At 60.8% G+C, this 26,375-nt stretch carries 22 protein-coding genes and 1 pseudogene; 15 read left to right on the forward strand and 8 right to left on the reverse strand.

Annotated features, from left to right (window positions below):
- Positions 1-19: 19 nt before the first annotated feature.
- Complete coding sequence (locus tag ACW55A_RS04150; protein WP_498810772.1) at positions 20-1,783, reverse strand: sigma 54-interacting transcriptional regulator; 1,764 nt, start codon at positions 1,781-1,783, stop codon at positions 20-22.
- A 280-nt stretch (positions 1,784-2,063) separates the two neighbouring features.
- Here ACW55A_RS04150 and ACW55A_RS04155 point away from each other — a divergent pair, with 280 nt between their 5' ends.
- The 3 genes and pseudogenes from ACW55A_RS04155 to ACW55A_RS04165 all read left to right on the forward strand — a co-directional run bounded on the left by ACW55A_RS04155 (position 2,064) and on the right by ACW55A_RS04165 (position 5,431).
- The gene (locus ACW55A_RS04155; RefSeq protein ID WP_003435421.1) at positions 2,064-3,545 is read left to right on the forward strand and encodes a benzaldehyde dehydrogenase; all 1,482 of its coding nucleotides are present in this window, start codon (positions 2,064-2,066) and stop codon (positions 3,543-3,545) included.
- Between the two features lie 86 nt (positions 3,546-3,631).
- On the forward strand, positions 3,632-4,399 hold the full coding sequence (locus tag ACW55A_RS04160) for a coniferyl-alcohol dehydrogenase (RefSeq protein ID WP_074806417.1): 768 nt from the start codon (positions 3,632-3,634) through the stop codon (positions 4,397-4,399).
- Between the two features lie 85 nt (positions 4,400-4,484).
- A pseudogene (locus ACW55A_RS04165) lies at positions 4,485-5,431 on the forward strand (SphA family protein).
- Positions 5,432-5,918: 487 nt separating this feature from the next.
- Here the strand turns inward: ACW55A_RS04165 and mhpT are convergent.
- Positions 5,919-7,139, reverse strand: coding sequence for a 3-(3-hydroxy-phenyl)propionate transporter MhpT (gene mhpT, locus ACW55A_RS04170; protein WP_058416486.1), 1,221 nt, complete (start codon positions 7,137-7,139; stop codon positions 5,919-5,921).
- Between the two features lie 360 nt (positions 7,140-7,499).
- Here mhpT and ACW55A_RS04175 point away from each other — a divergent pair, with 360 nt between their 5' ends.
- The gene (locus tag ACW55A_RS04175) at positions 7,500-8,789 is read left to right on the forward strand and encodes an OprD family porin (protein ID WP_498810771.1); all 1,290 of its coding nucleotides are present in this window, start codon (positions 7,500-7,502) and stop codon (positions 8,787-8,789) included.
- A 41-nt stretch (positions 8,790-8,830) separates the two neighbouring features.
- Here the strand turns inward: ACW55A_RS04175 and ACW55A_RS04180 are convergent, their stop codons facing one another.
- Positions 8,831-9,319: a MarR family winged helix-turn-helix transcriptional regulator gene (locus ACW55A_RS04180; protein WP_003370802.1), complete on the reverse strand. Its 489-nt coding sequence runs from the start codon at positions 9,317-9,319 to the stop codon at positions 8,831-8,833.
- A 211-nt stretch (positions 9,320-9,530) separates the two neighbouring features.
- On the opposite strand from ACW55A_RS04180, the gene ACW55A_RS04185 reads away from it, so the two are divergent.
- The 5 genes from ACW55A_RS04185 to ACW55A_RS04205 all read left to right on the forward strand — a co-directional run bounded on the left by ACW55A_RS04185 (position 9,531) and on the right by ACW55A_RS04205 (position 15,652).
- Positions 9,531-10,361: a p-hydroxycinnamoyl CoA hydratase/lyase gene (locus tag ACW55A_RS04185; RefSeq protein ID WP_003401024.1), complete on the forward strand. Its 831-nt coding sequence runs from the start codon at positions 9,531-9,533 to the stop codon at positions 10,359-10,361.
- Positions 10,362-10,426: 65 nt separating this feature from the next.
- Positions 10,427-11,875 carry an aldehyde dehydrogenase gene (locus ACW55A_RS04190; protein ID WP_455808797.1) on the forward strand — a complete coding sequence of 483 codons (1,449 nt, stop codon included), beginning with the start codon at positions 10,427-10,429 and terminating at the stop codon, positions 11,873-11,875.
- A 169-nt stretch (positions 11,876-12,044) separates the two neighbouring features.
- Positions 12,045-13,931, forward strand: a complete 1,887-nt coding sequence (locus tag ACW55A_RS04195) for a feruloyl-CoA synthase (protein WP_498810770.1) — start codon at positions 12,045-12,047, stop codon at positions 13,929-13,931.
- Complete coding sequence (locus tag ACW55A_RS04200) at positions 13,928-15,178, forward strand: thiolase family protein (RefSeq protein WP_003435397.1); 1,251 nt, start codon at positions 13,928-13,930, stop codon at positions 15,176-15,178. The genes ACW55A_RS04195 and ACW55A_RS04200 overlap by 4 nt, the downstream gene beginning before the upstream one ends.
- A 132-nt stretch (positions 15,179-15,310) precedes the next feature.
- Positions 15,311-15,652, forward strand: coding sequence for a hypothetical protein (locus ACW55A_RS04205; RefSeq protein ID WP_003370812.1), 342 nt, complete (start codon positions 15,311-15,313; stop codon positions 15,650-15,652).
- A 19-nt stretch (positions 15,653-15,671) separates the two neighbouring features.
- Here the strand turns inward: ACW55A_RS04205 and ACW55A_RS04210 are convergent, their stop codons facing one another.
- On the reverse strand, positions 15,672-16,076 hold the full coding sequence (locus ACW55A_RS04210) for a RidA family protein (RefSeq protein WP_044308024.1): 405 nt from the start codon (positions 16,074-16,076) through the stop codon (positions 15,672-15,674).
- Positions 16,077-16,232: 156 nt separating this feature from the next.
- On the opposite strand from ACW55A_RS04210, the gene ACW55A_RS04215 reads away from it, so the two are divergent.
- Positions 16,233-17,168, forward strand: coding sequence for a LysR family transcriptional regulator (locus ACW55A_RS04215; protein WP_498810769.1), 936 nt, complete (start codon positions 16,233-16,235; stop codon positions 17,166-17,168).
- Positions 17,169-17,180: 12 nt separating this feature from the next.
- On the opposite strand, the gene ACW55A_RS04220 is transcribed toward ACW55A_RS04215, so the two are convergent.
- Entirely contained in the window at positions 17,181-18,098 is a 918-nt protein-coding gene (locus ACW55A_RS04220; RefSeq protein ID WP_003346362.1) for a LysR family transcriptional regulator, read from the reverse strand.
- Positions 18,099-18,254: 156 nt separating this feature from the next.
- On the opposite strand from ACW55A_RS04220, the gene ACW55A_RS04225 reads away from it, so the two are divergent.
- The 3 genes from ACW55A_RS04225 to ACW55A_RS04235 all read left to right on the forward strand — a co-directional run bounded on the left by ACW55A_RS04225 (position 18,255) and on the right by ACW55A_RS04235 (position 20,940).
- On the forward strand, positions 18,255-19,010 hold the full coding sequence (locus ACW55A_RS04225) for a 5-oxoprolinase subunit PxpA (RefSeq protein ID WP_498810768.1): 756 nt from the start codon (positions 18,255-18,257) through the stop codon (positions 19,008-19,010).
- An 86-nt stretch (positions 19,011-19,096) separates the two neighbouring features.
- Positions 19,097-19,969, forward strand: coding sequence for a 5-oxoprolinase subunit B family protein (locus tag ACW55A_RS04230; protein WP_003435393.1), 873 nt, complete (start codon positions 19,097-19,099; stop codon positions 19,967-19,969).
- The gene (locus ACW55A_RS04235) at positions 19,966-20,940 is read left to right on the forward strand and encodes a 5-oxoprolinase subunit C family protein (RefSeq protein ID WP_498810767.1); all 975 of its coding nucleotides are present in this window, start codon (positions 19,966-19,968) and stop codon (positions 20,938-20,940) included. Before ACW55A_RS04230 ends, ACW55A_RS04235 begins: the two co-directional genes overlap by 4 nt.
- A 5-nt stretch (positions 20,941-20,945) precedes the next feature.
- Here ACW55A_RS04235 and ACW55A_RS04240 read toward each other — a convergent pair whose 3' ends face one another.
- Positions 20,946-21,527, reverse strand: coding sequence for a TetR/AcrR family transcriptional regulator (locus ACW55A_RS04240; RefSeq protein WP_046719366.1), 582 nt, complete (start codon positions 21,525-21,527; stop codon positions 20,946-20,948).
- 278 nt (positions 21,528-21,805) lie between these two features.
- On the opposite strand from ACW55A_RS04240, the gene ACW55A_RS04245 reads away from it, so the two are divergent.
- Positions 21,806-22,990: an L-dopachrome tautomerase-related protein gene (locus ACW55A_RS04245; protein ID WP_498810766.1), complete on the forward strand. Its 1,185-nt coding sequence runs from the start codon at positions 21,806-21,808 to the stop codon at positions 22,988-22,990.
- A gap of 26 nt (positions 22,991-23,016) precedes the next feature.
- The gene (locus ACW55A_RS04250; protein WP_003370828.1) at positions 23,017-23,325 is read left to right on the forward strand and encodes a putative quinol monooxygenase; all 309 of its coding nucleotides are present in this window, start codon (positions 23,017-23,019) and stop codon (positions 23,323-23,325) included.
- Positions 23,326-23,390: 65 nt separating this feature from the next.
- On the opposite strand, the gene ACW55A_RS04255 is transcribed toward ACW55A_RS04250, so the two are convergent.
- Together ACW55A_RS04255 and ACW55A_RS04260 are read right to left on the reverse strand one after the other, a co-directional pair.
- A complete protein-coding gene (locus tag ACW55A_RS04255) occupies positions 23,391-24,722 on the reverse strand; it encodes an OprD family porin (RefSeq protein ID WP_498810765.1) in 1,332 nt (443 codons plus the stop codon).
- A 65-nt stretch (positions 24,723-24,787) separates the two neighbouring features.
- Complete coding sequence (locus tag ACW55A_RS04260; protein ID WP_498810764.1) at positions 24,788-26,371, reverse strand: MFS transporter; 1,584 nt, start codon at positions 26,369-26,371, stop codon at positions 24,788-24,790.
- Between the last annotated feature and the right edge of the window lie 4 nt (positions 26,372-26,375).

Genomic DNA, 26,375 nt, shown 5'->3' on the forward strand with positions numbered 1-26,375 from the left:
TACCGCTGAGTCAGGCTGTTCAGGGCTGACGCTTTTTCAGGCGGTAGGCAAACTGGGCGCGACTCAGGCCCAGCAAGCGCGAGGCGGCCGCCAGGTTGCCTTCGCTCTTGTCCAGCGCCTCCTGGATCAGGCGCTGTTCAAGGTCGTCGATGGAGAACGCCTGATCCGACTGATGAAGGGAGTCCAGCAGGGAGGTAGCAGGTGCCTGCTGTGCGCTCGCAGCCGATGCCTGACGCAGCGCGCCATGGTGATTCAGCGAATAGGCGTCCCGTGGTAACGACTCGTTGCGGAAAATATGCACCAGATCGATGGCCTGGCCTTCATCGCTGGCGATCAGGCCGCGCTCGATCAGATTCTGCAATTCGCGCACGTTCCCGGCAAACTCATAGCCCAGCAGGGTTTTCAATGCGCGCATGGTCAATCCGGCCGGCGTCCTGCCGTACTCCTGACAGAAGCGCTTGAGAAAGAAGTTGATCAGCAGCGGGATGTCGTCGCGGCGCTCGCGCAATGGCGGCAGGGCGATCGGGTAAACGTTGAGGCGATAGAACAGGTCTTCGCGGAAATCGCCATCGGCCACCGCCTTGCGCAGGTCGACGTTGGTCGCCGCCACCACTCGCACGTTGACCTTGATACCGTGCACACCCCCGACGCGCTCGATCTCCCGCTCCTGCAAGGCGCGCAGCAGCTTGCTTTGCCCGGCAAGGCTCAGGGAGGTGATCTCATCCAGGAACAGCGTGCCACCGTTGGCGCGTTCGAAACGCCCGGCTCTGGAGTGCGTGGCCCCGGTATAAGCCCCTCGCTCCACGCCGAACAGCTCGGCCTCGATGAGGTTGTCGGGGATGGCTGCGCAATTGAGTGCCACAAACGGGCCTTCGCGGTTGCGGCTGAGCTGGTGCAACTGGCGGGCGAACATCTCCTTGCCGACCCCGGACTCGCCGCTGATCAAGACGGTTGCCGGGGTCATCGCCACCCGTTGCAGCGCCTGCGTGGCCGCATTGAAGGCAGCGCTTGCGCCGACCAGCGGCTGGTTGCTGCCGGTCGGCGGGCTTGCTTCATAGCTCGCCGCAGGCACCGGTGCGCTGTGCACGGGTGCAGGGGGTTTGACTGCTCTCAGGTAGCTCAGGTCGCGTTCGACATCGCCCCATTGTTCCGAGGTCTTGCCGACCACGCGGCAGCTCGCATGCCCCATGCCACGGCATTCCACTTCGCGGAAAACCACCATCTGTCCGAACAGGCCGCTGACAAAACCGATGGCGTAGCCGATTTCGGTCCAGCACACCGGATCCTGGCCGATGCCGTACGCCGCGACATGCTCATCGGCTTCGCAGGAGTGATGCCAGAGAAACTCGCCCTCGTAAAACCCTGACTCGGCGTCGAATTTGAAGTGCACCGGCTCGACCTTGGTCATGCCTTCCAGGGTATGCAAGTGCGTACCGGCACGAAACGCCGACGAAGCGTCAGCCATTGGCCAGCGTTCGCGAATCAATCGGGCGTCCCGTGCGCCAGACAGATACCCGGCTCGGGTGAACATCCCGCGCGCCTGCTCCTGGCCCAGACGTTCGATGATTTCGCGGCGCAGGGTGCCGAACGATGAGGTGTGCAGCAGCAACATCCGCTGGTCGTTGAGCCAGATGCGCCCATCGTCAGGCGAGAAGAACAGGCAACTGGTCAACTCCTCGGGGGTTGGCGAATCACCTGAATGCATCTGACTGCTGTCGCCGCGAGGCGCGAAATGTTCGGTGGGAACGCTGTGATCGGGCAACTCACAGTGGGGATTATCCATCGTTGTACCTCGGCCGGGTGATGGTCGAAATGATCAAATCATGGCTTGATTAATAAACATAACTTCATCAAATGAACAAGCGGGTCCGCGTAGAGTTTCCGCCTGAGGGGGCTCGACGCTTCAGCGTGGTCGTCGAAAACCCTTGTTCTAAAGCGGTTGAGTGATGACATGATGGTCGGATGACAATCCCGGCACAGGCTTTGCTCTGACGTACGTACGGCGCATGCTTCCCGTGGCAAATGGGGCAGGCGATTACAACCATAAAAGCCGGAGTCTTAATATGTCAGCGTCTGATGGCACCCCTCTGTTGCAACGCGCGATTGAAGCCGAATGTGTTTTCAATGGCGACTGGATTCCTTCCTCGTCTCCTTCATTGCCCGTCATCGAGCCTGCGACCGGCGAGCTGTTGATGAATACAGCCATGGCCGATGCTGCGGACATCGCGGTTGCCTGCCGTGAGGCCGCGCTGGCTCAACCTGCCTGGGCGGCGCTGGGGCCGCGTGAAAAGGCTGACATATTTCTTCTCGCCGCCGATCACGCGGTTTGTGCGTTCGATGAACTGGCGCTGTATGTCGCCCGCGAGACCGGCGGCAGCCTGCAAAAGGGCCAGCACGAAGTGAACGAGACCATCGTGTTGTTGCGTCAGGCGGCGGGCATGCTGTCGCAGGCTCATGGTCATGGCCTGATACTGCCGAGTCAGGCCGGTCGTCTGTCCTACGCGCGGCGTGTCGCGCACGGTGTGGTGGGAGTGATTTCGCCATTCAATTTTCCCCTGGTGCTTTCCCTGCGCTCGGTCGCTCCGGCACTTGCTGCCGGCAATGCCGTAGTGCTCAAGCCCGATCCACAGACACCCATCAGCGGCGGTTTCCTGATCGCCCGGCTGTTCGAGGAAGCCGGCTTGCCCAAGGGGCTGTTGCACGTGCTGCCGGGTTCTGCCGATGCCGGCGAAGCGCTGTGCCGCGACACCAATGTGCAGATGATCACCTTTACCGGCTCGACCGGGGCCGGACGCAAGGTTGCCGAAGCGGCGGGCCGCAACCTGAAGAAAGTGTCGCTGGAGCTGGGCGGCAAGAATCCGCTGGTGATTCTGGAAGACGCCGACCTTGATCTGGCCGCCAGCAATGCGGCGTTCGGTGCCTGGCTGCACCAGGGGCAGATCTGCATGGCCACCGGGTTGATCCTGGTGCACGAATCCATCGCTGCCGAGCTGACCCGCAAGCTGGCGGACAAGGCGCGGGCGCTGACGGTGGGTAATGCGGCACGCGGTGAGGCTGCTCTGGGGCCGCTGATCAACAAACGGCAGTTGCAGCATGTGCATCAGGTGGTCAGTGACAGCCTGCAGGCCGGTGCGCGACTGGAAACCGGTGGCGAGTATGAAGGCCTGTTCTATCGCCCGACGGTGCTCAGCGGCGTGAAACCCGGTATGCGCGCATTCGAGGAAGAGATTTTTGGCCCGGTGGCGGTTGTGGTCAGCTTTTCCACGGACGAGGAAGCCATCGAACTGGCCAACCGTTCCGAGTATGGCCTGGCAGCTGCGGTGATCTCCCCGGACATCGGCCGCGCGACGGCGATTGGCGACCGGCTCAGGTGCGGCATGTTGCACATCAACGATCAGACGGTGGCCGATGAGTGTGTCAATTCGTTCGGCGGGCGCGGTGCGTCGGGCAACGGCAGCAGCGCTGGCAGCCCCTCGGACTGGGATGAATACAGCCAATGGCAGTGGGTCACGGTGAAGAACCAGGCGCCGGCCTACCCATTCTGAGTCTGACTGACATTCCATGCTTCATTGCAACAGGTGATGTGATTCAACGGCAAGACGTGATCCAACAACAATAAGAGCGCGTGACTATGAACCTGACTAACAAAACACTGATCGTGACTGGTGTGTCATCCGGCATCGGCGCTGAGCTGGCACGTGTGGCACGCTTCCAGGGTGCCCGAGTGATCGGCATCGATCGTCATGAACCGCAATTGACCGTAGACAGTTTTTTCCAGGCGGACCTGGCCGATCCAAAGAATATAGATGCGTTGATCGAGCGTTTGCCCAAGCAGATCGACGGCCTGTGCAACATCGCCGGTGTACCCGGCACAGCCCCCGTTCAGGCGGTCGCCCAGGTCAATTACCTGGGGCTGCGCCACCTGACCCAACGCGTGTTGCCGCGCATCGTGTCGGGCGGCAGTATCGTCAACGTGGCGTCGATACTCGGTTCGCAGTGGCCGGAGAGGCTGGAGCTGCACAAGGCGCTGGCTGCCACCGAAAGCTACAGCGAAGGGCAGGAGTGGCTGGCGGCCAATCCGGTCGCCCATGAAACCTGCTACCAGTATTTCAAGGAAGCGCTGATCGTCTGGAGCTTCAAGCAGTCGCAGGAATGGTTTCGCGATCATTCGGTGCGCGTCAACTGCGTGGCACCGGGGCCAGTGTTTACGCCGATTCTGGGAGATTTTGTCAGCATGGTTGGCCAGGAGCGGGTTACCCGTGATGGCCTGCACATGAAACGTCCTGCGCTGGCCGATGAGGTGGCCGAGGTGATTGCGTTTCTGTGCTCCGACGCCTCGCGCTGGATCAACGGCGTCAACTTGCCCATAGATGGAGGGTTGGCCGCTTCCTACGTGTAATGGCTGCACGTGTTGCAACCCCGGCGACGCGTTCGTGGCGTCGGGGGCACTTGAAAACAACAACAATAAGTACAGGAATCACAAGATGCCCAAGTCTGTCTTGCGTACCGTTGCGACCGTATCATTCATCGCCTTGTCCTCGACTGCATACGCCTATGACTTGCCCGGCCTCAATCTGGGCAACACCAGCTTCTACGACGGATCCCCGGCGCCTGCGGGTCCGGGCTGGTATCTGGAGGAGTATCTGAACTATGCCAAGGCCAATCGTTTCAATGACGTGAATGGCGACAAACTGCAACTTCCCAAACAGGATGTGGATGTATTGGCGGTGACCACGCAGATCATCTACGTCGGTCAGCCAATGGCCAATGGTGCCATGCCGGGTATTACCGCAATCAACACGTCGCTGGCACATGTCGACGTGGATGACGGCCTGGGCAACACCGCCCTGAGTTCGCGTGCCGGTTTCGGTGATCTGGTCATCGGTCCGTTTCTGCAATTGCCGACGATCACCCGTGCCGATGGCAGCCCGCTGCTGACCCAGCGTGTCGAGGCGGACATTGCGATTCCGGTCGGCGCTTATGATCGCAATCGCTCGATCAACCCTGGCAGTAATTTCTGGTCGTTCAACCCGTACTACGCCGCGACTTACTGGTTCTCGCCGAAATGGTCGGCCAGCGGCGTTTCATGTATTTGTGGAACGGCAAGAATGATGACCCGCAAGCCGGATTCGGCAATGCTTCCGACACGCAGGCAGGGCAGGCTCTGCATGCCAACCTGACTCTGCAATACGCAGTCAACGAGCAACTTTCGCTGGGGCTCAACGGTTACTGGCTCAAGCAGTTCACCGACACTCAGGTGGACGGTCATGATGTCAGTGGTCGCAAGGAAAAGGTCTGGGCTATCGGCCCGGGCCTGCTGTATGCCTTCAACAAGGAGAACGTGCTGACGGTCAATAGCTACTTCGAACAGGGCGCGGAAAACCGCACCGAAGGCAACAAGCTGGTGCTGAATTTTCTGCACAAGCTTTAAGGCATTGGAATGTTTTGACTATCGTTCCTCACGCTCCGCGTGGGAATGCAGCTCATGACGCTCTGCGTCACACAAGGGTTCTGCGATGTCAGGTGGATTGAGGTTCGGCTCAGGTCACCTTTTCGCCCCTCGGCTAGTTACTTTGATGGGGCCAAAGTAACCAAAGCCCCTCGCTCCTGTTTCCGGCCCGACTTCGTCGGGTTCCTTCGCCCTGACACTGATCCATGGCCCGGTGCGGCTAGCCTGGCGTCCTGCCAGGCTAGCCCCGGATCAGCGCAGGACTCAGCCGTCACCAACGTCGCACTCTGCGTCGACAGTGCCATCGCGATCAAAAAAGCAGCCTGAGATCTAAAACAAATCTCACTTAACCCCCAGAACGATGTGACACGGATTGCTCATTGTTATACATAAATCCGCTTTTGATTCTGGCCGGAGGCCGTGGGAGTGGACCGGGCGACGCTTCGCTTGTTCGCGAAGAGGGCCTTGATCAGCTCGACCCTGCAGCCTTGAGCTCACGCTGCTCGACGGCGGCTGACCTGGACAGCACTGTAATCGCCGCCAGTGCGGCAATCACCAGGCCTGGCGAGGTGGCCAGCAGTACGCCGGCGGTTCCAGCGCCAGCGCCCAGCAGTTGTCCGGCCGCCAGCGGGCCGGCAACCGAACCGAGACGGCCGATGGCTACTGCAGCACCCACACCGGTGGCGCGTACCGAGGTCGGGTAGGACGGCGGGGCCAGCGCATACAGCACCAACTGCGCGGCGATGACGAACACCCCGGCTGCAAACCCGGCAATGGCCATCGGTACGATACCGACCGACAGACCCACGCCTGCCAGCGCTGCTAGCAAGCCGGCATAGACGAACAGCACGACCTTGATGCCATTGCAGCGATCAAGCAACAACCCGCCCAACAGCGAGCCCAGTGCGCCGCCGATATTGAACAACATCTGCACCATGCCCGCCTGCGGTTTGCTGAAGCCCTGACCGATCAGCAGTGAAGGCAGCCAGTTGAGCAGCATGTACATCACGGTCAGGGTGAAGAAGTAGCCGAGCCACAACGCCAGCGTGGTGCGAGCCCGGCCTTCGCCGAACAACGCAGTGGCGCTTGAATGCCGAACGCTGTCAGCACTGGTCTGCTGTTTGAAAGCGCTGGACTCGGGCAGCAACAGGATCATCAGCGGAGCCACCAACAGCGGCACCAGACCACCGATGATGAACGTGGTTTGCCAGTGCTCGCTGGTGAACATGGCGACGACCGCCGCCAGGGCTCCGCCCAGTGGAACACCTGCGTACATGACGCTGATAGCCAGGCCGCGGTGACGTTCGCTTGCAGCTTCTGCACACAGGGCAATCAGGTTGGGCAACGCCGCCCCCAGACCCAGGCCCGTCATGAAGCGCACCAGCAACAGGCCGGAAAAGCTTTCGACATACGCAGTGCTCAGCGAAAAGACCCCGAACAGCAGCACTGCGCTCACCAGAATCTTCTTGCGGCCGATGCGATCGGCAATCCACCCGCCAAAGAACGCCCCAGGCAGCAGCCCGATGATCCCGGCGCTGAACACCCAGCCCATCATTTTTGGATCAAGGGCGAAGGTCTGGCGCAACCCGGCGGCCGCCGTTCCGGCAGCCTGCAGGTCGAAACCCTCGATGAGCGCAACGATAAAACACAAGACAATGGTCAGCGTCGATCGACGTAATGGACTGTTCATGGCAAGCCTCATTGTTGTTTTTGTTGTGGAGAAAAGCCTGTTCCCGAGCGCCAATCCAGGCGTTGTGACAGGTCGTTATCAAGGTAACAAAAATAACTAAAAAGTGAATCTGACTGGAAGAGTGATAAAAAGAAGTGTTTAGTCTTTCAAAAACATTGAGTTAGCAGCGGAATATCAACAAGCTGATAAAGTAGTTAATAATATTAATGTTCGATTATCGGTCATTTTGGATTGACGCGGCGGTGGAATCTTTCAATTCTCTACTCACGGGCCCGCAGTTAGCGCCGGACCGACTCCAAAAACAACAACAATAAGTGGACACCGAACATGTCAAAGCTCGCTCATGATGCAGCAAGCGCTGTGTCAGCTCCCTTTTTACGTGGAAAACGTTGTGGCCTTGCACTGGGCCTGCTGGGTATCAGTGCCATTCCCGACCCTGCACAGGCGCAGGGCTTTCTGGATGACAGCCATGGCACCCTGACGCTGCGCAACTATTATATGGACCGCGATTACAAGGATGATGGCGCCAAGACTGCGACTCGGGAGTGGGCGCAGGGCTTCATCATGAATGCGGAGTCCGGCTTTACCCAAGGGCCGGTGGGTTTCGGTCTCGATGCGCGAGCGCTGGTCGGGGTGAAACTGGATTCCTCGCCAGACCGCAGCGGCACCGAGCTGCTGCCAGTATCCGCCAGCGATGGCCGGGCGGCTGACGAGTATTCGCGGCTGGCCCTGACCGGCAAGCTGAAATTTCACGAAACCACGGTCAAGACCGGCGACGTGTCGATTTTCCTGCCTTTCGCTTTCGCCAGCCCCTCGCGACTGTTGCCGCAGACCTTTCGTGGCACCACGCTGACCTCCAAGGACATCGATGGCCTGACCCTCAATGCGGGCTACATCGACCGGGTCAACAAACGTGACTCCAGCAACTACCAGCCCATCAGCCTCGCTTCACCGAACCGCCGTTTCAATGGGGCGGCAACCTCGTCGCACATGGCTTACGCCGGAGGCGATTATCAGGTCAACAAGGACCTGAGCCTGCGGGCGTACCACGCCGAGGTAGACGATCTCTACACCCAGAACACCCTGGCCCTGTTGCACAAGCTGGCGATTGGCGACGGCGTGCTGACCACCGATCTGCGCAGCTTTTTCAGCCGCGATACCGGCAGTGCGAAGGCCGGCGAAGTAGACAACCAGAACCTTTCCGCGTTGCTTGGCTACAAGTGGGGAGGGCACAGCGTGAGCCTTGGCTACATGCATTCCAGTGGAGACACGGCAACGCCTTATGTCTCGGGCACCGAACTGATGGGGTTGAGCGAGATGACCATGAGCTCGGACTTCCTCAACGCCAAGGAGCGCACCTGGCAAGCCATCTATGACTATGACTTCACGGCCGTCGGGCTGGTCGGGCTGCGCAGTCGTCTGCGTTACGTGCGCGGCGACAACATCGAGCTGGCCGCTTTCAATGCCGATGATCGCAAGGAGCGTGAGTTTCAGATGGAACTGGGCTACGTCGTGCAAAGCGGTCCGCTGAAGAACGTCGGGCTGCTGGCGCGCAAGTCGATCTATCGCAACGACTTCCCGGCGGGTGCAGCCTTTCGTGACGAGAACCAGACACGCTTTATCGTGCAATACAGCTTGCCGCTCTGGTAATCATCGCGCATCGACGGCAGGGAAGCCGTCGATGAGCGCTTTTACGATTGATACACCTTTTTCAGCAACCTGAGCAGGTCCTGACGTTCCTTTTTATCCAGCGCGGCGGTGGATTCCAGGTCGCTGTCCACGGCGATCTGTTTCAGTTCGCGCAGCAGTGTCTCGCCGCTTTTGCTGAGAAAGATGCCGTATGAGCGTTTGTCCGGCTTGCAACGCACCCGGACGGCCAGCGCGCGCTCTTCGAGCTTGTTCAGTAATGGAACGACCTGCGGCGGTTCGATCGCCAGCGCCTTGGCCAGGTCTGCCTGCATGAGACCCGGGTTCTGCTCGATGATCGCCAGCGCCGAGAACTGCGCCGGGCGCAGGTCGTGTGCGGAAAGACGTCCGATCAGGTTCTGGAACAGCTTGAGTTGTGCGCGGCGCATGGCATAACCGATCAGATCATCCAGCGCAGAATCCGTTGGCAAACGTGCCTCGGCAGCCTGTACGGGAGCCTGGCAAACGTCGGCGATGTCAGATGGCTTGGCCATTGAAAATGCGGTCCTTATGGTTTGATGGGTCAATCAGCCGGTCAGTTTGCCGAGGTTGGCGAACGATAGCTATGGGGCATACGTGACTGTGACCAGCCTGTTCGGGCGGAGTGCCGAGATTTTGATTAATGTGAATAACAGTTAATTGACATAACTATATTTGCGGTTTAGCTTTGAGTCATCTTCAAGCCAAGAACAAGAGAGCATCGCCATGAGCAAATATGAAGGCCGCTGGTCAACCATCAAGGTCGAGATCGAGCAAGGTATCGCGTGGGTCATCCTCAATCGGCCGGAAAAACGCAACGCCATGAGCCCGACCCTGAACCGCGAAATGATCGATGTGCTGGAAACCCTGGAGCAGGATCCCGATGCGGGCGTTCTGGTGCTGACCGGTGCCGGCGAGGCGTGGACCGCTGGCATGGACCTCAAGGAGTATTTCCGCGAGGTGGATGCCGGGCCGGAAATTCTGCAGGAAAAAATCCGTCGCGAAGCCTCCCAGTGGCAGTGGAAGATGTTGCGCATGTACGCCAAGCCAACCATCGCGATGGTCAACGGCTGGTGCTTCGGTGGAGGTTTCAGCCCGCTGGTGGCCTGTGATCTGGCGATCTGCGCCGATGAAGCGACCTTCGGCCTGTCGGAAATCAACTGGGGCATTCCGCCCGGCAACCTGGTGAGCAAGGCCATGGCCGACACTGTGGGCCACCGCCAGTCGCTGTACTACATCATGACCGGCAAAACCTTCAACGGTCAGAAAGCCGCTGAAATGGGCCTCGTCAATGAAAGCGTACCGCTGGCACAACTGCGTCAGGTGACCATCGATCTGGCCAATAATCTGCTGGAAAAGAATCCGGTGGTACTGCGCGCCGCCAAGCACGGCTTCAAACGCTGCCGCGAACTGACCTGGGAGCAGAACGAAGACTATCTGTACGCCAAGCTGGACCAGTCACGTCTGCTGGACAAGGAAGGCGGGCGCGAGCAGGGCATGAAGCAGTTCCTCGATGACAAGAGCATCAAGCCTGGTCTGGAAGCGTACAAACGCTAGTCTGATATCCAGACGTTTCGAGCCAAGTCTGTAGTTCCTGATAAAGACAATAAAGAGGAATCACCATGCTGGACGTGCCCCTGCTGATCGGCGGACAGTCGTGCCCCGCGCGTGACGGACGTACATTTGAACGCTGCAACCCGGTGACTGGCGAGGTGGTTTCGCGGGTAGCGGCGGCGACTCTGGAAGATGCCGATGCGGCAGTCGCAGCCGCGCAGGCTGCGTTCCCCTCATGGGCGGCGATGGTGCCCGGCGAGCGTCGGGCGCGTCTGCTCGAGGCTGCTACGCAGTTGCAGGCCCGCAGCGGCGAATTCATCGCTGCTGCCGGCGAAACCGGAGCAATGGCCAACTGGTACGGCTTCAACGTACAGCTGGCCGCCAACATGCTGCGCGAAGCGGCATCCATGACGACGCAGATCACCGGCGATGTCATTCCTTCCAATGTTCCCGGCAATTTTGCCATGGCGCTGCGCCAGCCCTGCGGTGTGGTCCTCGGTATCGCGCCGTGGAATGCGCCGGTGATTCTCGCCACACGGGCCATCGCCATGCCACTCGCCTGCGGCAACACCGTGGTGCTCAAGGCCTCGGAGCTCAGTCCCGCCGTGCATCGGCTGATCGGCCAGGTGCTGCAGGATGCCGGGTTGGGTGACGGCGTGGTGAACGTGATCAGTAACGCGCCGGCCGATGCGCCGGCGATTGTCGAGCGCCTGATTGCCAACCCGGCAGTGCGGCGGGTCAATTTCACCGGTTCCACTCATGTAGGCCGCATCGTCGGTGAGCTGTCGGCGCGGTATCTGAAACCGGCACTGCTGGAGTTGGGTGGCAAGGCACCGTTTCTGGTGCTTGACGACGCGGATCTAGACGCGGCAGTAGAGGCCGCCGCCTTTGGCGCCTACTTCAATCAGGGCCAGATCTGCATGTCCACCGAACGGCTGATCGTCGACCACAAGGTCGCCGATGCCTTCGTTGCCAAGCTGACGGCCAAGATCAAAACGTTGCGCGCCGGTAATCCGGATGACAGCGAATCAGTTCTCGGGTCGCTGGTCGACGCGGGTGCCGGGACGCGCATCAAGGGCCTGATTGACGACGCTGTGGCGCTTGGCGCAACGCTGGTGGCGGGCGGGCAACTGCAGGGCAGCATTCTGCAACCGACGCTGCTCGACGGCGTGACAGATGCCATGCGCCTGTACCGCGAAGAGTCCTTCGGCCCGGTGGCCGTGGTGCTGCGCGGCGACGGTGACGAGGCGCTGTTGCGGCTGGCCAACGATTCGGATTTCGGTCTCTCGGCGGCGATTTTCAGTCGTGACACCAGCCGCGCCCTGGCGCTTGCGCAACGGGTGGAGTCCGGGATCTGCCATATCAACGGACCCACCGTGCACGACGAGGCGCAAATGCCCTTCGGTGGGGTGAAGTCCAGCGGCTATGGCAGTTTCGGCGGCAAGGCTTCGATCGAGCACTTTACCCAGTTGCGCTGGGTGACGCTGCAAAACGGGCCCAGGCACTATCCGATCTGAGCCATCCGATTCGAACGCTTCCAGGCTGGCGGCAGCGGTCTTTTGTACAAGACTGTGTCGCCGGTAAGTCAGGCATAACAATAACAAGGCTGCAGCCTGGTGCTGCAACGCTCGGCCCGGACCGCTGCATGGCGTTTGGTGCCTGCGTACCTTGATGGAGAGAACGCACGTGAGTTCCGATATCAGATCATCAACGCTGCAGAGTGAAGATAATCCACCGCGCTACCGTCAGGTCTCCATCGGCCACCCGCCCATCGAGGTGCGGGAAGAGCAGGGCGTTCTGCACATGCGAGCCTTGGAACCTCTGGCGCGGTTACCCGACCGGCTGCTCGACCGACTGGTGCACTGGGCGCGGTTGCGTCCACAACAGACCTTCATTGCCGCGCGCGACAGCCGGGGCGGCTGGCGCAAGGTCAGTTATGCCGAGATGCTGACTGACGTGCGCGCTATCGCACAGAGCCTGCTGGCGTACGGCCTTTCCGCCGATCGGCCGCTGGCGTTGCTGTCAGGTAACGACATCGAGCACTTGCAGCTTGCTCTGGGGGCCATGTACGCCGGCATTCCGTACTGCCCGGTATCACCGGCGTATTCGGTCATGTCTCAGGATTTCGCCAAGTTACGCCACGTCTGCGACGTATTGCAGCCAGGATTGGTATTTGTCAGCGATGCCGCGCCGTTTCAGCGTGCCATCGATGCGATCATTCCTGCGGACACGCCCGTCATCACTGTACGCGGACAGCTCAATGGCAGGCCTCAGCTGAGCTTCTCCAGCCTGCTCGAAGAGCCGGGTGGCAGCGAGGCCGAGGCCGCGTTCCTGGCCAGCGGCCCCAACACCATCGCCAAGTTTCTGTTCACTTCGGGCTCGACCAAACTGCCTAAGGCGGTGGTGACTACCCAGCGCATGCTGTGTGCCAATCAACAGATGCTGTTGCAGACGTTCCCGGTGTTCGGCGAAGAGCCGCCCGTGCTGGTCGACTGGCTGCCCTGGAACCACACCTTCGGCGGCAGTCACAACATCGGTATTGTGCTGTACAACGGTGGCACGTTCTATCTGGACAACGGCAAGCCAACTGCACAAGGCTTCGCCGAGACGCTGCGCAACCTCAAGGAAATTTCGCCTACCGCTTACCTGACTGTGCCCAAGGGCTGGGAAGAGCTGGTCAACGCACTGGAGCAGGACGCCGAGCTGCGCGAGCGATTCTTCTCGCGCATCAAGCTGTTCTTCTTCGCCGCTGCCGGCCTGTCGCAAAGCATCTGGGATCGTCTTGACCGGGTGGCCGAGCAGCATTGCGGCGAGCGGATTCGCATGATGGCCGGACTGGGTATGACCGAGGCCGCGCCGTCCTGCACGTTCACCACCGGGCCCTTGTCGATGGCCGGATATATCGGCCTGCCCGCACCGGGATGCGAAGTATGCCTGGTGCCGGTGGATGGCAAGCTCGAAGGGCGTTTTCGTGGCCCGCACATCATGCCGGGCTATTGGCGCTCGCCGCAGCAGACGGCCGAAGTGTTCGACGAGAACGGCTTCTATTGCTCCGGCGATGCGATCAAGCTTGCCGATCCTGCGGCCCCGGAGCTGGGCCTGATGTTCGACGGGCGACTGGCCGAGGATTTCAAGCTGTCGTCGGGCGTGTTCGTCAGTGTCGGCCCGATGCGCAACCGCGCGGTGCTGGAAGGCTCGCCGTACGTGCAGGATGTGGTCATCACCGCGCCTGACCGCGAATGCCTTGGGGCGCTGGTGTTTCCCAGGGTGCACGAGTGCCGGCAACTGGCCGGGCTGGATGCACAGGCCAGCGATGCGCAGGTCCTGGCCAGTGCGCCGGTGCGTGAGTGGTTCGCCGGCTGGTTGGCGCGCCTGAACCAGGGCGCGAACGGCAACGCCAGCCGGCTGGAGTGGATCGTGCTGCTTGATGAGCCCGCGTCTATCGATCGCGGCGAAATCACCGACAAGGGGTCGATCAATCAGCGCGCCGTCCTGCAGTGGCGCGCAGACAAGGTCGAAGCGCTGTACCGTGATCAGGCCCCCGACAAGCTCAGTGCCGAGCCCAAGGCATGAGTGGCGGCGGGCAGTATTCGGCATTCAGCGACGTGGCCATCGTCGATGCCGTGCGCACACCCTGGGTGGATCTGGGCGGTGCTCTGGCGCCTGTTTCGCCCATCGATCTGGGTATCAAGGTCGGCCGCGAGGTCTTGGCGCGGGCCGTCATTCAGGCGGATCAGGTCGACAGCGTACTGGCCGGCTCGATGGCGCAGGCCAGTTTCGATGCGTACCTGCTGCCCCGGCACATCGGCCTGTACAGCGGCGTCGCGCAGAGCGTTCCGGCGTTGGGTGTGCAACGCATCTGCGCGACCGGTTTCGAACTGTTGCGCCAGGCCGCCTTGCACGTGGGCGAAGGTGGGCAGATGGCGCTGTGCGTCGCCGCCGAGTCCATGTCGCGCAACCCGATCGCGGCCTATACCCACCGCAATGGCTTCTCGCTCGGTGCCGCCGTGCAGTTCAAGGATTTTCTCTGGGAAGCGCTGTATGACCCGGCACCGGCGATGGACATGATCTCCACCGCAGACAACCTCGCCAAGCGTCATGGGTTGAGTCGTGAGGCGGTAGACAGCTATGCCTTGCTCAGCCATGAGCGGGCTCTGCAATCACAGATTTCCGGCAAATGGACCGAGGAAATTGTCCCGGTCAGCCGCGAGCGCTTTGCGCTGGAAGGCTATCAGCCGCGTGGCATCGAGTTGCCGCGTGGGGTTGAAGTGGTCACGCAGGACAGCCATCCGCGTGCGACCCATCTGGCAGCGCTATCGCGTTTGCGCGCCATTCACGCGAACGGTGTGCAGACCGCAGGCAATAGCTGTGCGGTGGTCGATGGCGCGGCGGCGGCCTTGGTGGGGCGTGCTTCACAGTCAACGAGACCGGTGTTGGCGCATCTGCTGGCCAGCGCGGTGACGGGTGTCGCTCCAGAGTTTATGGGCATCGGCCCCGCACCAGCGATCCGCTTGCTGTTACAGCGCAGCGGGCTGGCGCTGAGCGATATCGGTCGGCTTGAAATCAATGAAGCGCAGGCCGCTCAGGTTCTGGCAGTGGCACAAACGCTGGAGCTGGACCACGAGCGGCTCAACTGCCTGGGTGGATCACTGGGCCTGGGTCACCCATTGGCTGCCACCGGGCTGCGTCTGGTCATGACTCTGGCCCGGCAACTGCGCGACGCAGGCCTGCGTTACGGTATAGCGGCAGCCTGCGTCGGCGGTGGGCAAGGCATGGCGCTGCTGATCGAGAATCCCCACTGTGCGTCCAGCCGTGTCTAGCCAGGCAAATACCCGCAAATGCGACATTTTCCTGCTTTAAACGCTACGCCTCACGCAGGTCATCCTTTAGCGCTTGACCGAATCGTGGCGAACGGTGAATCTCGCACCTCTCGACCCCACGGAACCCCGTCTATGCGTGCCCTCGCTGAGCTTTCTTTCGATTTCGTCTGGCATTTGATGTTCACGGATGACAAGCAGCTCGACCAGGATCTGGCGGTGCGCTCGCTGGAAAATCTTTCCGATTGTTTTTCGTCGATGTCCGACGAAGAGAAAAGGGCGTTCATCGCGGTGGCCCACGAACGCAAGGCGCGCCTTTTCGCAGTGCCCGATGCCGACGGCTACTCGCCGATACGTCTGGCCACCGAAGAGCAGGCGCAGTTTCTCGATCATGTCGTTTCCGGGCAGTTCTTCCAGCAGTTCGAAGAGCCCCTGGCGGCGGATGCAAGCGACCGTGTGGTGCCAATTCGCCGCTGAGCGGACCCACGCTGTCCGGTTATTGCTCGACGGCTTCCGGCAGCCTGGCGATGACCTTGATTTCAAAATCGAAGCCATACAGCCAGGTCACGCCGACGCCGGTCAGGGTCGGGTGCGGCGCTTCGCCCCAAAACTCGGGAATTAGCTTCCATATCCGCTCGAACCTTGTCTCGGGATCGACAATGAACACCGTCACGTCGACCACATTGTCGAAGGTGCAACCGGCCGCCAGCAGGATGGCATTCAGGTTGGTGAACGCCAGGCGCACCTGTTTTTCCAGATCAGGCTCGGGTGAGCCGTCTTCGCGACTGCCGACTTGTCCGGACACGAACAGAAAACCATTGGAGCGTATGGCGGGCGAATAGCGATTGCGCTCGTAAAGCGCCTGGCGGCCAGCCGGGAAAACGACGTCACGTTGGGTCATGGGGATCTCCATCAGAACTTGAGTACGAAGGCTGAAGTCAGCGTTGAAGCCACAGTAGGGACTTGCGTCAGCGCGATAAACGAGCAACCGTACTCAGCACTGTTTGGGAAACCCAAACAATCGACAGGCTGATGGGACAAGACAGGCGGGGCGAGGATGGACCGTTTCGACGCAATGCAAGCGTTTGCTCGCGTGGTGGAAACCGGCAGTTTCACCAAGGCTGCCAGCACGCTGCACATGAGCAAGACCAGCGTGACGCAACTGGTACAACAACGGGAGGCACGCTTGCGGGTCAAGCTGCTCAACCGCACCACGCGGCGGGTTAACGTGACTGCCGACGGTGCGGTATTTTACGAGCGCGTGGTCAGGCTGCTGGCCGATATGGATGACGCCGAGACCAGCCTGTCCAGTGCAACTTCGCTGCCCAGAGGGCGTTTGCGCGTGGACGTACCCAGCCCGCTGGCCAGCATGCTGCTGATGCCCGCCTTGCCAGGGTTTCATGCGCGTTATCCGGACATTCAGATCGATATGGGCGTCAGCGACCGTATGGTCGACCTGATCGGCGAGAACGTCGACTGCGTGGTGCGGGGAGGTGAAATAGCCGATCAGTCGCTGATGGCGAGGCGGGTAGGCGACCTGCAACTGGGCGTTTACGCTGCGCCGGACTATCTGCAGCGCATGGGCACGCCTGTTCATCCGCAAGAGCTTGAAGACTCGGCCCATCGCATCGTCGGCTATCTGTGGGCGCGCACCGGCAAGGCGCTGCCCTACGCCATGCACCGCGCCGGGGAAAAGGTCCATGTGCAGGGGCGCTATACGCTGGCGGTGGATGATGGCAATGCCTACGTTGCCGCAGGGCTGGCCGGAATGGGCATTCTCTGGCTGCCGGACTACATGGCCAGGCCATATCGGGAGCGCGGAGCCCTTGTCCCGCTGTTCGAAGACTGGCAGCTGGACAGCATGCCGATGTACGTGGCCTTCCCGCCGAACCGTCACATCAGCATCAAGGTCCGCGTGTTTATCGACTGGATCACCGAGCTGATGGCCGAGCATGCGCCCGTCACTCGGCCACCGACACGCCCTGCGCAATAGCGTGCCGCGGGTTCAACGCCGTGCCGACAGTTGCTGCGGGGCCAGAAATGCGTCATGAAAATAGTTGCGGAAGGCCTGCATGGCCGGGCTCAATTCACGTTCGCGGTGCCAGGCCAGGCCGACGCTCATGGGCGTTACTGTGTCGGTGACGGTGATTGTTTCGATACGCTTGCCTTCCAGCGACCAGGGGCGATGCACCAGATCGGAAAGGATCGCCACGCCGCTGCCGTTGGCGACCATGCTGCGTACTGCTTCCACCGAGCTGGTGCGGATTCTGACGTTGGGCTGCTGCCCGGCCAGTTCCCAGTAGCGCATGGCGCTTTGTTCGGCTTCGTCGACGGTCAACAGGATATAGGGCTCCTGCGCGACGTCGGCGAGGCTGACAGAGGCGCGTTGACACAGCGGGTGATGGCTGGACAGCCACAGGCGGCGCTCGGAGTTGAACAACGTTTCCGAGATGATATCCGGGTGAGTGATGTTGGCCGTCAGCACCACCGCCATGTCGAAGCGACCTTGTAGCAGGCCTTGTTCGATGGCTTGTCTTTCCTGCTCATGCACCTCGATGGCGACGTCCGGGTGCCAGTGTTCCAGGCGCTGCAAATGATGCGGCAGGAAGTAGCCGATGACCGTGTAGCTGGCGGCCAGACGCAATACGCCGCTGGCGCGGATATCGGGCAGCGGACTGTTCAGCGCATCATCGACGCTGCGCAGAATGACGTAAGCCCTGTTGAGAAAATGACGGCCTGCTTCAGTCAGGCTCATGCCTTGCGCCGAACGCTGAAACAGCAGGGTGCCGAGCATGCTCTCCAGCTCCTTGATCGCCGTGGTAACCGCCGACTGGGAAATGTTCAGGTGAATGGCCGCCTGCGAGATTTGCCCGATCTCGGCAGTTGCCACGAAATAACGGACCTGGCGCAAGGTTAGGGACATAAGCACTCCAGACAGACGTTCGATGTAGCGGGGTATCTGTTTTTCAGAAGATGGCGTATCTGTTAATAGATCTACCCAAGGGGTGCGGGTGAATTTAACGTGCTTTGCATGAAGCCGGATAGCCCCTTGTCCGGACAGCCCACAGGAGCAACAGCCATGCAGGTGGATTTCAACTCGGACATGGGTGAAAGCTTTGGCGCGTGGACCATTGGTGACGGCGTCGATACTGAATTGATGACCTTTATCAGCTCGGCCAATATTGCGACCGGTTTTCACGCGGGCGACCCTGGCACCATGCGCCGCACGATCGAGCAGGCGAAACGTCTGGGCGTTGCCATCGGCGCACACCCGGGGTTCCGTGATCTGGTCGGCTTTGGCCGCCGGCATATCAACTCGACGCCCCAGGAACTGGTCGACGACATGCTCTACCAACTGGGCGCCCTGCGCGAGCTGGCGCGGGTTCAGGGTGTGGCCCTGCAGCACTTCAAACCCCACGGAGCCTTGTACATGCACTTGGCCAGGGACGAAGCCGCAGCCCGCCTGCTGGTGGAAAACCTGCAGCGCCTGGAGCCCGATTTGCTGCTTTACTGCATGCCCGGTTCGGTGATCTGCAAGATCGCCGAGGAGCTGGGCCAGCCGGTGATCCGCGAGTTCTACGCCGATCGCGATTACGACCTCAGCGGCTCCATCGTTTTCACCCGTCACGTACGGGCCCTGGACCCGACCGAAGTCGCAGCCCGCGTGGTGCGCGCTTGCCTGCAAGGTATGGTGCGTACTGTCGAAGGTGAGGACCTGAGCATCGAATTCGATTCGATCTGTCTGCACAGCGATACGCCCGGCGCGCTGGACCTTGCAGAAGCGACACGCCTGGCGCTGGACGCTGCAGGCGTCAAGGTGCGTGCACCGCGTTGAGTCAACGGCATCGTGCGCGTAGACGCACGAGCTGTGTTACTGATTTTTGCCTGCCGTTCTACAACGATTTCAAGAAAGGAACAGACATGGCTGATCCGATTCGCTACAGCTTTGGCGCTGATGAACATCTGTTCGCCGAAGTCAGTGACAGTATGTCGCTGGAAGCATTTTTTACGGGGCTTGCGGTGACCCGTGCGGTCGAGCGTCTGGCGCTCGATGGTGTGCTGGACGTGTGTCTGGCCAACGCGTCATTTCAGATTCGTTTTGACCCGGACCGTATCGCACCGCATGCCTTGCTCGAGGCGGTAAGGGCGGCCGAGGCCGGTGCAGTCGCCGAACGTACCCTGCAGACCCGAATCATCGAGATCCCGGTGCTGTACAACGATCCGTGGACCCACGAAACCCTGATGCGCTTTCGTGACCGCCATCAGGACCCCGGTTCCACCGACCTGGAATACGCAGCACGCATCAATAATCTGGCGGATGTCGATGCCTTCATCGCGGCGCACAGCGGCGCGCCGTGGTTCGTTTCGATGGTCGGTTTTGTCGCCGGTCTGCCGTTCATGTTCCAGATGGTGGAACGCGAACGCCAGCTGCAAGTGCCCAAATACCTGCGTCCGCGCACTGATACCCCCAAGCTCACACTCGGTCACGGCGGCTGCTTCGGCTGTATCTATTCGGTACGCGGGGCGGGCGGTTATCAGATGTTTGGCGTCACTCCGGCGCCGATCTATGACCCGCAGCAGGGGTTGGCCTATCTGAAAGAGCACATGGTGTTTTTCCGGCCTGGCGACATCGTCCAGTTCAAACCGCTTGACCGGCAAGCCTATGACGAGGCTGTCGCAGAGGTGGAAGCCGGACGCTTCGATCTGCGCATCCGCCCGGTCGAGTTTTCACTGGATGCCTTTCTCGCCGATCCGGTGGGCTATCCCAAGTCGTTGCAGGAGGTGCTGGCATGATCAAGGTGCTCAAACCCGGTCTGGCCACCTCGGTTCAGGACCTCGGCCGCGAGGGCTATTACCACCTGGGCATACCGCCCTCCGGTGCGCTCGACCAGTACGCGCTCAGCGCCGCCAATCAGCTGGTCGGCAATCCGCCCGGCGCGGCGGGGCTTGAATGCACACTGCTGGGGCCGGAACTGGAGTTCCAGTGCGACACGTTGGCCGCGGTCTGCGGCGCGCACATGGCGGCGCGCCTCGACGGCGTGGAAATGCACCACGACACCGCCTTTGCGGTGAAGGCCGGGCAAGTGCTGCGCTTCGACTTCCCCAAGGACGGCGCGCGTACCTATCTGGCCGTCGCGGGCGGTATCGATGTGCCGCTGGTACTGGGCAGCCGTTCGACTTACACGCTGGGTGCGCTTGGCGGTTTTCAGGGGCGCCGACTGGCCGCTGATGACCTGCTGCCGATAGGCACGCCCAGCGGCAAGGGACGTGCCGGGGCCAGCCTGCCGATGGCCTTGCGCCAGTCTCTGGGCGGGGAAGTGTATCTGCGGGTCGTGCCGGGCCTGTATTACGAGCGTCTGACCGAATTTGCCGCCACCAGCTTTTTCTCCGAGCCCTGGAGCGTAGGGTCGGAAGCCGACCGCATCGGTTATCGCTTCAAGGGGGGCAGGGCGCTGACCTTCCAGCCCAGGGAGCAGCCCTTCGGCGCCGGTTCCGATCCGTCCAATATCGTCGACAGCTGCTACCCGATCGGTTCAATTCAGGTGCCTGCCGGGCTGGAACCGATTGTCTTGCACCGTGATGCCGTATCGGGCGGGGGCTACGCGATGATCGGCACGGTGATCAGCGCGGACCTGGATCTGATCGGTCAGATGCAACCCAATCAGATCGCCCGATTCGTGGCTGTAACGCTGGAGGAAGCGCTGGTGGCGCGCAAGTCATACAAGAAGAAGCTGGCGTGCCTGAGCAAACTCTTTCCTTCCTGAGACGGTCAGTCGGTTTGCCCGGACTCCAGGTGTGCCCGCATCTTCGCGCGGCACACCTCGAGTATTTCGTCCGCCAGCGGCGAGTCATCCGGGCAGCTGCGTGATAGCAGCAGCGCCCCCAGCGCATGGGCAAAGCGGTCGATGGTGTTTGCCCGCGCCTGTTTCCATTCTTCGCCGCCGGGTGCTGCCTGGTCGGGAGCAAGCGCTGCCAGCAGGCTCTCGATGCCGTCGGCGAAGGTTGCTTTGACCGGGTCCGACTGGCGCGCTGCATCGCCGCTCAGCGCGGCCATGGGGCAGCCCGTGCCAAGGTTGTCACGGTGCTCTCGGGACAGGTAATAATCGATGAACTGCGCTGGATCGATGCCGGTCGATTGCGCCACGGTCTGCGAGATGGCGCACGCCGCCGACTCGGCCATCAGGTCGGACTTTGAACCGAAATGCTTATAGAACCCACCGTGGGTAAAGCCTGCCGCAGCCATCAGGTCAGCGACCCCGACACCGTCATAGCCATGCTCGCGAAACTGCACGGAGGCCGTCTCGACGATATGTGCCCGGTTGGCCTGGGCCTGGGCCTTGGTGACTCTCATAGGGGTCGCCTCTTTGCCTGTCTGATTGTGGCTTTCTGGGCCAGGAAGAGCGTGACTATAGCATTGATGCTGACCGTCATCAAAACCGCTGATCGTCAGGATGCTGACTGCAGGGAATGGCTGGCAAGCAACATGGATCTTCGCCTTCGTGTTGAAAGTGTTAGCGTGTTACCCGCGTTTTTCTTTGTAACAAGAAAGCTCAGACTAATCGCCAACCTGTTTATGGCACAAAAAGCCCCCAATGCTGATGGGCCGCTGGTCCTTCAGGAGAGAGCACCATGCATCGAACGAAAATTTCCGCCGCAATTGCCATCATTTCCGCAGCCACACTCGCCACTTCGCTGGCCTACGGCGCGACCGCCATTCCATTGCCTGCCAGTGCGCCTGCCGACAAACCGATCGGCAAGCTCGAACAGGTGCATGCCTTTTACGATGCGATGCCCACCGGTGTGACAGTCACTGAAACCGGGCGAATTTTCGTCAACTTCCCTCGTTGGGGTGACAAGGTGCCGTTTACGGTGGGTGAGATTCGTGACGGCAAAGTGGTTGCCTACCCCGATCTGGCGGTCAACAAGGAGAACCCCAAAGACCCTGGTGATGGGCTGATCAGCGTGCAGAGTGTGGTCGCCGACGGCAAGGGCCGTGTCTGGCTTCTGGACACGGCCGCACCGGGTTTTGCGTCTCCGCGTCCAGGCGGTGCCAAAATGGTTGCGGTGGACCTGGCCACCAACCGAATCGTCAAGCGCCTGGTGTTTCCGGATAACGTCATCTTGCCCGGCACTTATGTCAACGACATGCGCTTTGACTTGCGCAAGGGATCGGAGGGCACGGTCTATGTAACGGATTCATCCTTGAGCGGGCCGGGTGCGATCATTGTCATGGATATTGCCAGCGGTCACGCCGTGCGGCGCCTGAACGGGGCGCAGTCAACATCTGTCGATCCGGCTTTCGTACCTGTCGTCGAGGGCGTGTCCGTGCTGGGCGATGGCCCGAACGGAACGCGCAAACCGGTCGGCGTCGCTTCGGATGGCATTGCGTTGTCGGCAGACGGCAAGACACTGTATTTCTCGCCGTTGTCCAGCCGTCATCTGTATGCCGTGGCCACCGAGCTGTTGAATGACAGCAAGGTCAGTGAGCAGCAGTTGGCAGCGGCGGTGCAGGACCTCGGTGAAAAAGGCGCTTCGGATGGTCTGGAGGCTGATGCCAAAGGCGCCGTATACGCAGGCGACTACGAGCATAATTCGATTCGCAAGCGCCTGCCGGACGGCACCTGGCAAACAGTGGCACACGATCCGCGCATGCTCTGGCCTGACACCTTGTCGATCGGCCCGGATGGCTATCTGTACTTCATCGTCAACCAGTTGCACCGCCAGGCCAACTTCAACGCCGGCCACGACAAGCGCGAAAAACCCTACAGCCTGCTGCGTTTGAAAATCGACGTTGCGCCCGCACCGACCCATTGATCGAATTGAATACCGGAGCATCGATAATGAACACATCTGCAAAGCCAATGGCCTTGATGGCTGTCCTGAAAGCCAGTGCTGGCAAAGAGGCGGCCCTGAAACACGCATTATCGGCACTGGTGGAACCGACCCGGGCGGAGCCGGGCAATATCGAGTACACGCTGTTCGAGGCGCGTGATGAGCGCGGCACGTTCTACATGCGTGAATGCTTCAAGGATCAGGCAGCACTGGACGCCCATGTCGCCACGTCGCACTACCAGCAGTTCGCGGCGGTCAGCGGCGAGTTGCTGGCAGAGCCGCCGCGGTTGATATTTCTTGATCAGGTATCGAGCTGAGTGTCCAAAAGGGCCCAGTCAGTCCGGGCCCTTTCGCGGTGAGTCAGCACACCGTATTGAGCACCTTAGAAAATATTGATCGGGTAACTGACGATCACCCTATGCTCATCGGAATCGCGCTGGCTGGCGAATTCGGTGCGCAGTTGCGCGTGGCGCAGCGCGATGCTGAGGTTCTTTGCCGGACCGGACTGCACCACATAACTCAGAGTGACGTTGCGTTCCCATTCCTTCTTGTCGCCGTCGGACGTCTGGATGTTCGAGCCGCTTTCATACATGGCCAGGAAGTTCAGGCCGGGTACGCCCAGTCTGGCGAAGTCGTAGCCATAGCGAACCTGCCAGGTGCGCTCTCCGGCACGCTGGAATTTACCGATCATTGATTCGGTCATGAAGTAGGCAGTCGAGCCGTCACCCTGATTCAGCCATACCGCGTCGCTGTCACCGGTCACGGCCTGATAACCGGCAGCAAAGGTATGACCGTCGATGAGGTAGGTGAACTGGGCGCTGGACAGGCGGCTGTCGACTTCACCCTTGGTGACGCCGTTGCCGTAATAGCCAACTGTGTAGTACGCCGGGTCGTGACCGTTGGCGCCGTCCGAGCGGTTGTCGAAATGGCGCAGGTCGGTGCGCAGGATGCCCGGACCCAGCTGCATGTCGTATTTCAGGCCCAGGAAGTTCTGCTTGTAGAAGTTTTCCAGATTGCCATAGTAGTACTGCAAGGTCAGGTCTTTTGTCGGTTTGTAATCGACGCCCGCATAGTAGAACTTGTTGACGAACTCGCCGGTCAGCGGGTTGTTTGCACCCGGAATCGACATGCCCATCTGATTGGTCGAACCACGGCCCATGACATGCTCCAGCTGGCCTGCGGTGAAGGTGAAGTCCTTCAGGTCGCCAGACTGAATCTGCCCGCCACGAAAAGTCTGTTGCAACATGCGGTCAGTGGACATCACCACCGGCAGCATGGGCACCAGCGTGCCGTATTTCAGTTCGGTCCTGGAGACGCGTGCCTTGAGCGTCGCGCCCAGGCTGCTGAACTCATCGACCGCGCGGCCATCGCTGTCCGTGGGGAAGATATTGCCGTTGAACGCCGTGCTTTGCGGGTTGTAGTGACGGCCTTTGCCCGAGTCCAGACGAATGCCCAACTGGCCCAGCGCATCGACGCCAAAGCCGACGGTGCCGGGCGTGTAGCCGGACTGGTAGTTGAGCATGAAGCCCTGGCCCCACTCCTGCGTGTAGTTCGGGTCGGCAGCACCGCTGCGGTTGTCTGCGTTACTGAAGAAGTTGCGCGCAAGAATACTGGCCTTGCTGTCCTCCAGAAAACCTTCGGCGTAGCTCTGCTGAGCGATCAGCAGTCCACAAAAGCCCGCAACGAAAGGGGCGGCGCGATTGATACGCTCCATCGGATTCATCCTCATACTGTAATTAAGTGTTTTTGAGAGGCAGAGTCAGGCGGCAGTCAGGTTTCTTATTGTTTTTCAGGAACAGGTGTTGCAGATGAATCCGTTGCAGACGTTGCTGCATGGGATACCTGATGAAGGGTGACGCGAGGCAGGCGGTGCAGAACCAGCAACGCGAGCACGCCCAGCCCGGCGCATGTCAGCAGCCCCGTGCCCACCGCCTGGGCGAGGGCGGTGCGCGCTATCAGCAGCGCCGCATCGACATTGGCAGGCGTGTGCTGCAGCAGAACCTGAGGGTCGGCCAGGCGCGGTAAGGCCGACGCCTGACCTGCTGCGTTCAGCGCACTTTGCAGATTGGCGACATACAGCACCTTGACCAGCACGCCCATGGCCGCTGTGCCCAGTAAACCGCCGACCAGTCGCAAGGACTGGGTCAGCGCCGTGGCAATGCCGAGAAATTGCCGCTCGGCGAGCGTCTGGGTGAACACGGTGAGGTTGAGCAGAATGAAGCCCAGCCCCAGCCCCGCCAGCAGAATCAGCCCCAGTAAGGTCATGAAGCCGGCGTGCAGTCCGACCAGTGCCAAGGCGATGCAGGCAACCGACAGGGCAATGAATCCGCCAATAGGTAACCAGTTGGGGTTTGTCAGACGCGTGACGATACGACTGTTGACGATTGCGCCCAGGGTGATGCTCAGCGCCAGTGGGGTAAGCAGTAACCCTGCGTCTTTTGGCGAGTAGCCGTAGCTGCCCTGCAACAGCAGCGGCAGGTAGAACAGAAGGGTGAACATGATGGCGCCGGCCAACAGCGACATGATGAACAGCAGGCGGATGCTGCGGTTGGCGAACAGCCCGGCGGGCAGCAAGGCAAAGGCACAGCGACGCTCGTGGAACCACAGGCCGAGCATGGCAGCGAGGGTCACGGCGCCACATGTCAGGCTGACGGACAGAGAACGCTGGCCCAGCCATTCGACGAACAGTTGCAGGCTGCCCAGCGTCAGGACGATCAATAAAGCCCCGAGCCAGTCGAGCCTGATCGCACCGTCAGAATGGGGTCGATAGCCTTGCGGGCGATACCACGGCAAAAAGCGCCAGGCAAAAAACAAGGCAATCACGCCCAGGGGCAGGTTCAACCAAAACACCGAACGCCAGCCAAACTCGCCGGACAGATAACCGCCCAACCCCGGGCCGATGGCATTGACCACGCTGAACATGGCGCTCAGCAACACCTGCCAGCGCAACCGCTGGCGGGTGTCGGGAAACAGCTCGGGCACACAGGCAAAGGCAGTACCGATCAACATACCGCCGCCCACACCTTGCAAGGCTCGCCCGATCACCAGTACCAACATGCTGTCTGCCAGTGCGCAGAGCAGCGAGGCCAGCGTGAAGATGACTGTTGCGGCCAGCACGAACGGTTTGCGCCCGTAAAAATCGCCCAGCCGGCCAAAGATCGGGATGGTCACGATAGAGGCCAGCAGGTAGCCGGTGGCGACCCAGGCGTACAACTCGAAACCGTTGAGCTCGGCGACGATGCTTGGCAGTGCGTTGCCGATGACGGTCTGATCCAGCGCGGAAAGGCCCAGTACCAGTGATATGCCGAGCATGGCCAACAAGGCCTGTTTGAAGGTCAGGGCCGGATGGCTCGGCGTCGTCATGTCG

Source organism: Plantibacter cousiniae (nom. nud.) (assembly GCF_977070315.1).

Coding starts and splice junctions, on each gene's coding strand:
- ACW55A_RS04150 (WP_498810772.1), bottom strand. CDS start 1,783: ATGGATAATCCCCACTGTGAGTTGCCCGATCACAGCGTTCCCACCGAA.
- ACW55A_RS04155 (WP_003435421.1), top strand. CDS start 2,064: ATGTCAGCGTCTGATGGCACCCCTCTGTTGCAACGCGCGATTGAAGCC.
- ACW55A_RS04160 (WP_074806417.1), top strand. CDS start 3,632: ATGAACCTGACTAACAAAACACTGATCGTGACTGGTGTGTCATCCGGC.
- mhpT (WP_058416486.1), bottom strand. CDS start 7,139: ATGAACAGTCCATTACGTCGATCGACGCTGACCATTGTCTTGTGTTTT.
- ACW55A_RS04180 (WP_003370802.1), bottom strand. CDS start 9,319: ATGGCCAAGCCATCTGACATCGCCGACGTTTGCCAGGCTCCCGTACAG.
- ACW55A_RS04185 (WP_003401024.1), top strand. CDS start 9,531: ATGAGCAAATATGAAGGCCGCTGGTCAACCATCAAGGTCGAGATCGAG.
- ACW55A_RS04190 (WP_455808797.1), top strand. CDS start 10,427: ATGCTGGACGTGCCCCTGCTGATCGGCGGACAGTCGTGCCCCGCGCGT.
- ACW55A_RS04200 (WP_003435397.1), top strand. CDS start 13,928: ATGAGTGGCGGCGGGCAGTATTCGGCATTCAGCGACGTGGCCATCGTC.
- ACW55A_RS04205 (WP_003370812.1), top strand. CDS start 15,311: ATGCGTGCCCTCGCTGAGCTTTCTTTCGATTTCGTCTGGCATTTGATG.
- ACW55A_RS04210 (WP_044308024.1), bottom strand. CDS start 16,076: ATGACCCAACGTGACGTCGTTTTCCCGGCTGGCCGCCAGGCGCTTTAC.
- ACW55A_RS04215 (WP_498810769.1), top strand. CDS start 16,233: ATGGACCGTTTCGACGCAATGCAAGCGTTTGCTCGCGTGGTGGAAACC.
- ACW55A_RS04220 (WP_003346362.1), bottom strand. CDS start 18,098: ATGTCCCTAACCTTGCGCCAGGTCCGTTATTTCGTGGCAACTGCCGAG.
- ACW55A_RS04225 (WP_498810768.1), top strand. CDS start 18,255: ATGCAGGTGGATTTCAACTCGGACATGGGTGAAAGCTTTGGCGCGTGG.
- ACW55A_RS04230 (WP_003435393.1), top strand. CDS start 19,097: ATGGCTGATCCGATTCGCTACAGCTTTGGCGCTGATGAACATCTGTTC.
- ACW55A_RS04235 (WP_498810767.1), top strand. CDS start 19,966: ATGATCAAGGTGCTCAAACCCGGTCTGGCCACCTCGGTTCAGGACCTC.
- ACW55A_RS04240 (WP_046719366.1), bottom strand. CDS start 21,527: ATGAGAGTCACCAAGGCCCAGGCCCAGGCCAACCGGGCACATATCGTC.
- ACW55A_RS04245 (WP_498810766.1), top strand. CDS start 21,806: ATGCATCGAACGAAAATTTCCGCCGCAATTGCCATCATTTCCGCAGCC.
- ACW55A_RS04250 (WP_003370828.1), top strand. CDS start 23,017: ATGAACACATCTGCAAAGCCAATGGCCTTGATGGCTGTCCTGAAAGCC.
- ACW55A_RS04255 (WP_498810765.1), bottom strand. CDS start 24,722: ATGGAGCGTATCAATCGCGCCGCCCCTTTCGTTGCGGGCTTTTGTGGA.
- ACW55A_RS04260 (WP_498810764.1), bottom strand. CDS start 26,371: ATGACGACGCCGAGCCATCCGGCCCTGACCTTCAAACAGGCCTTGTTG.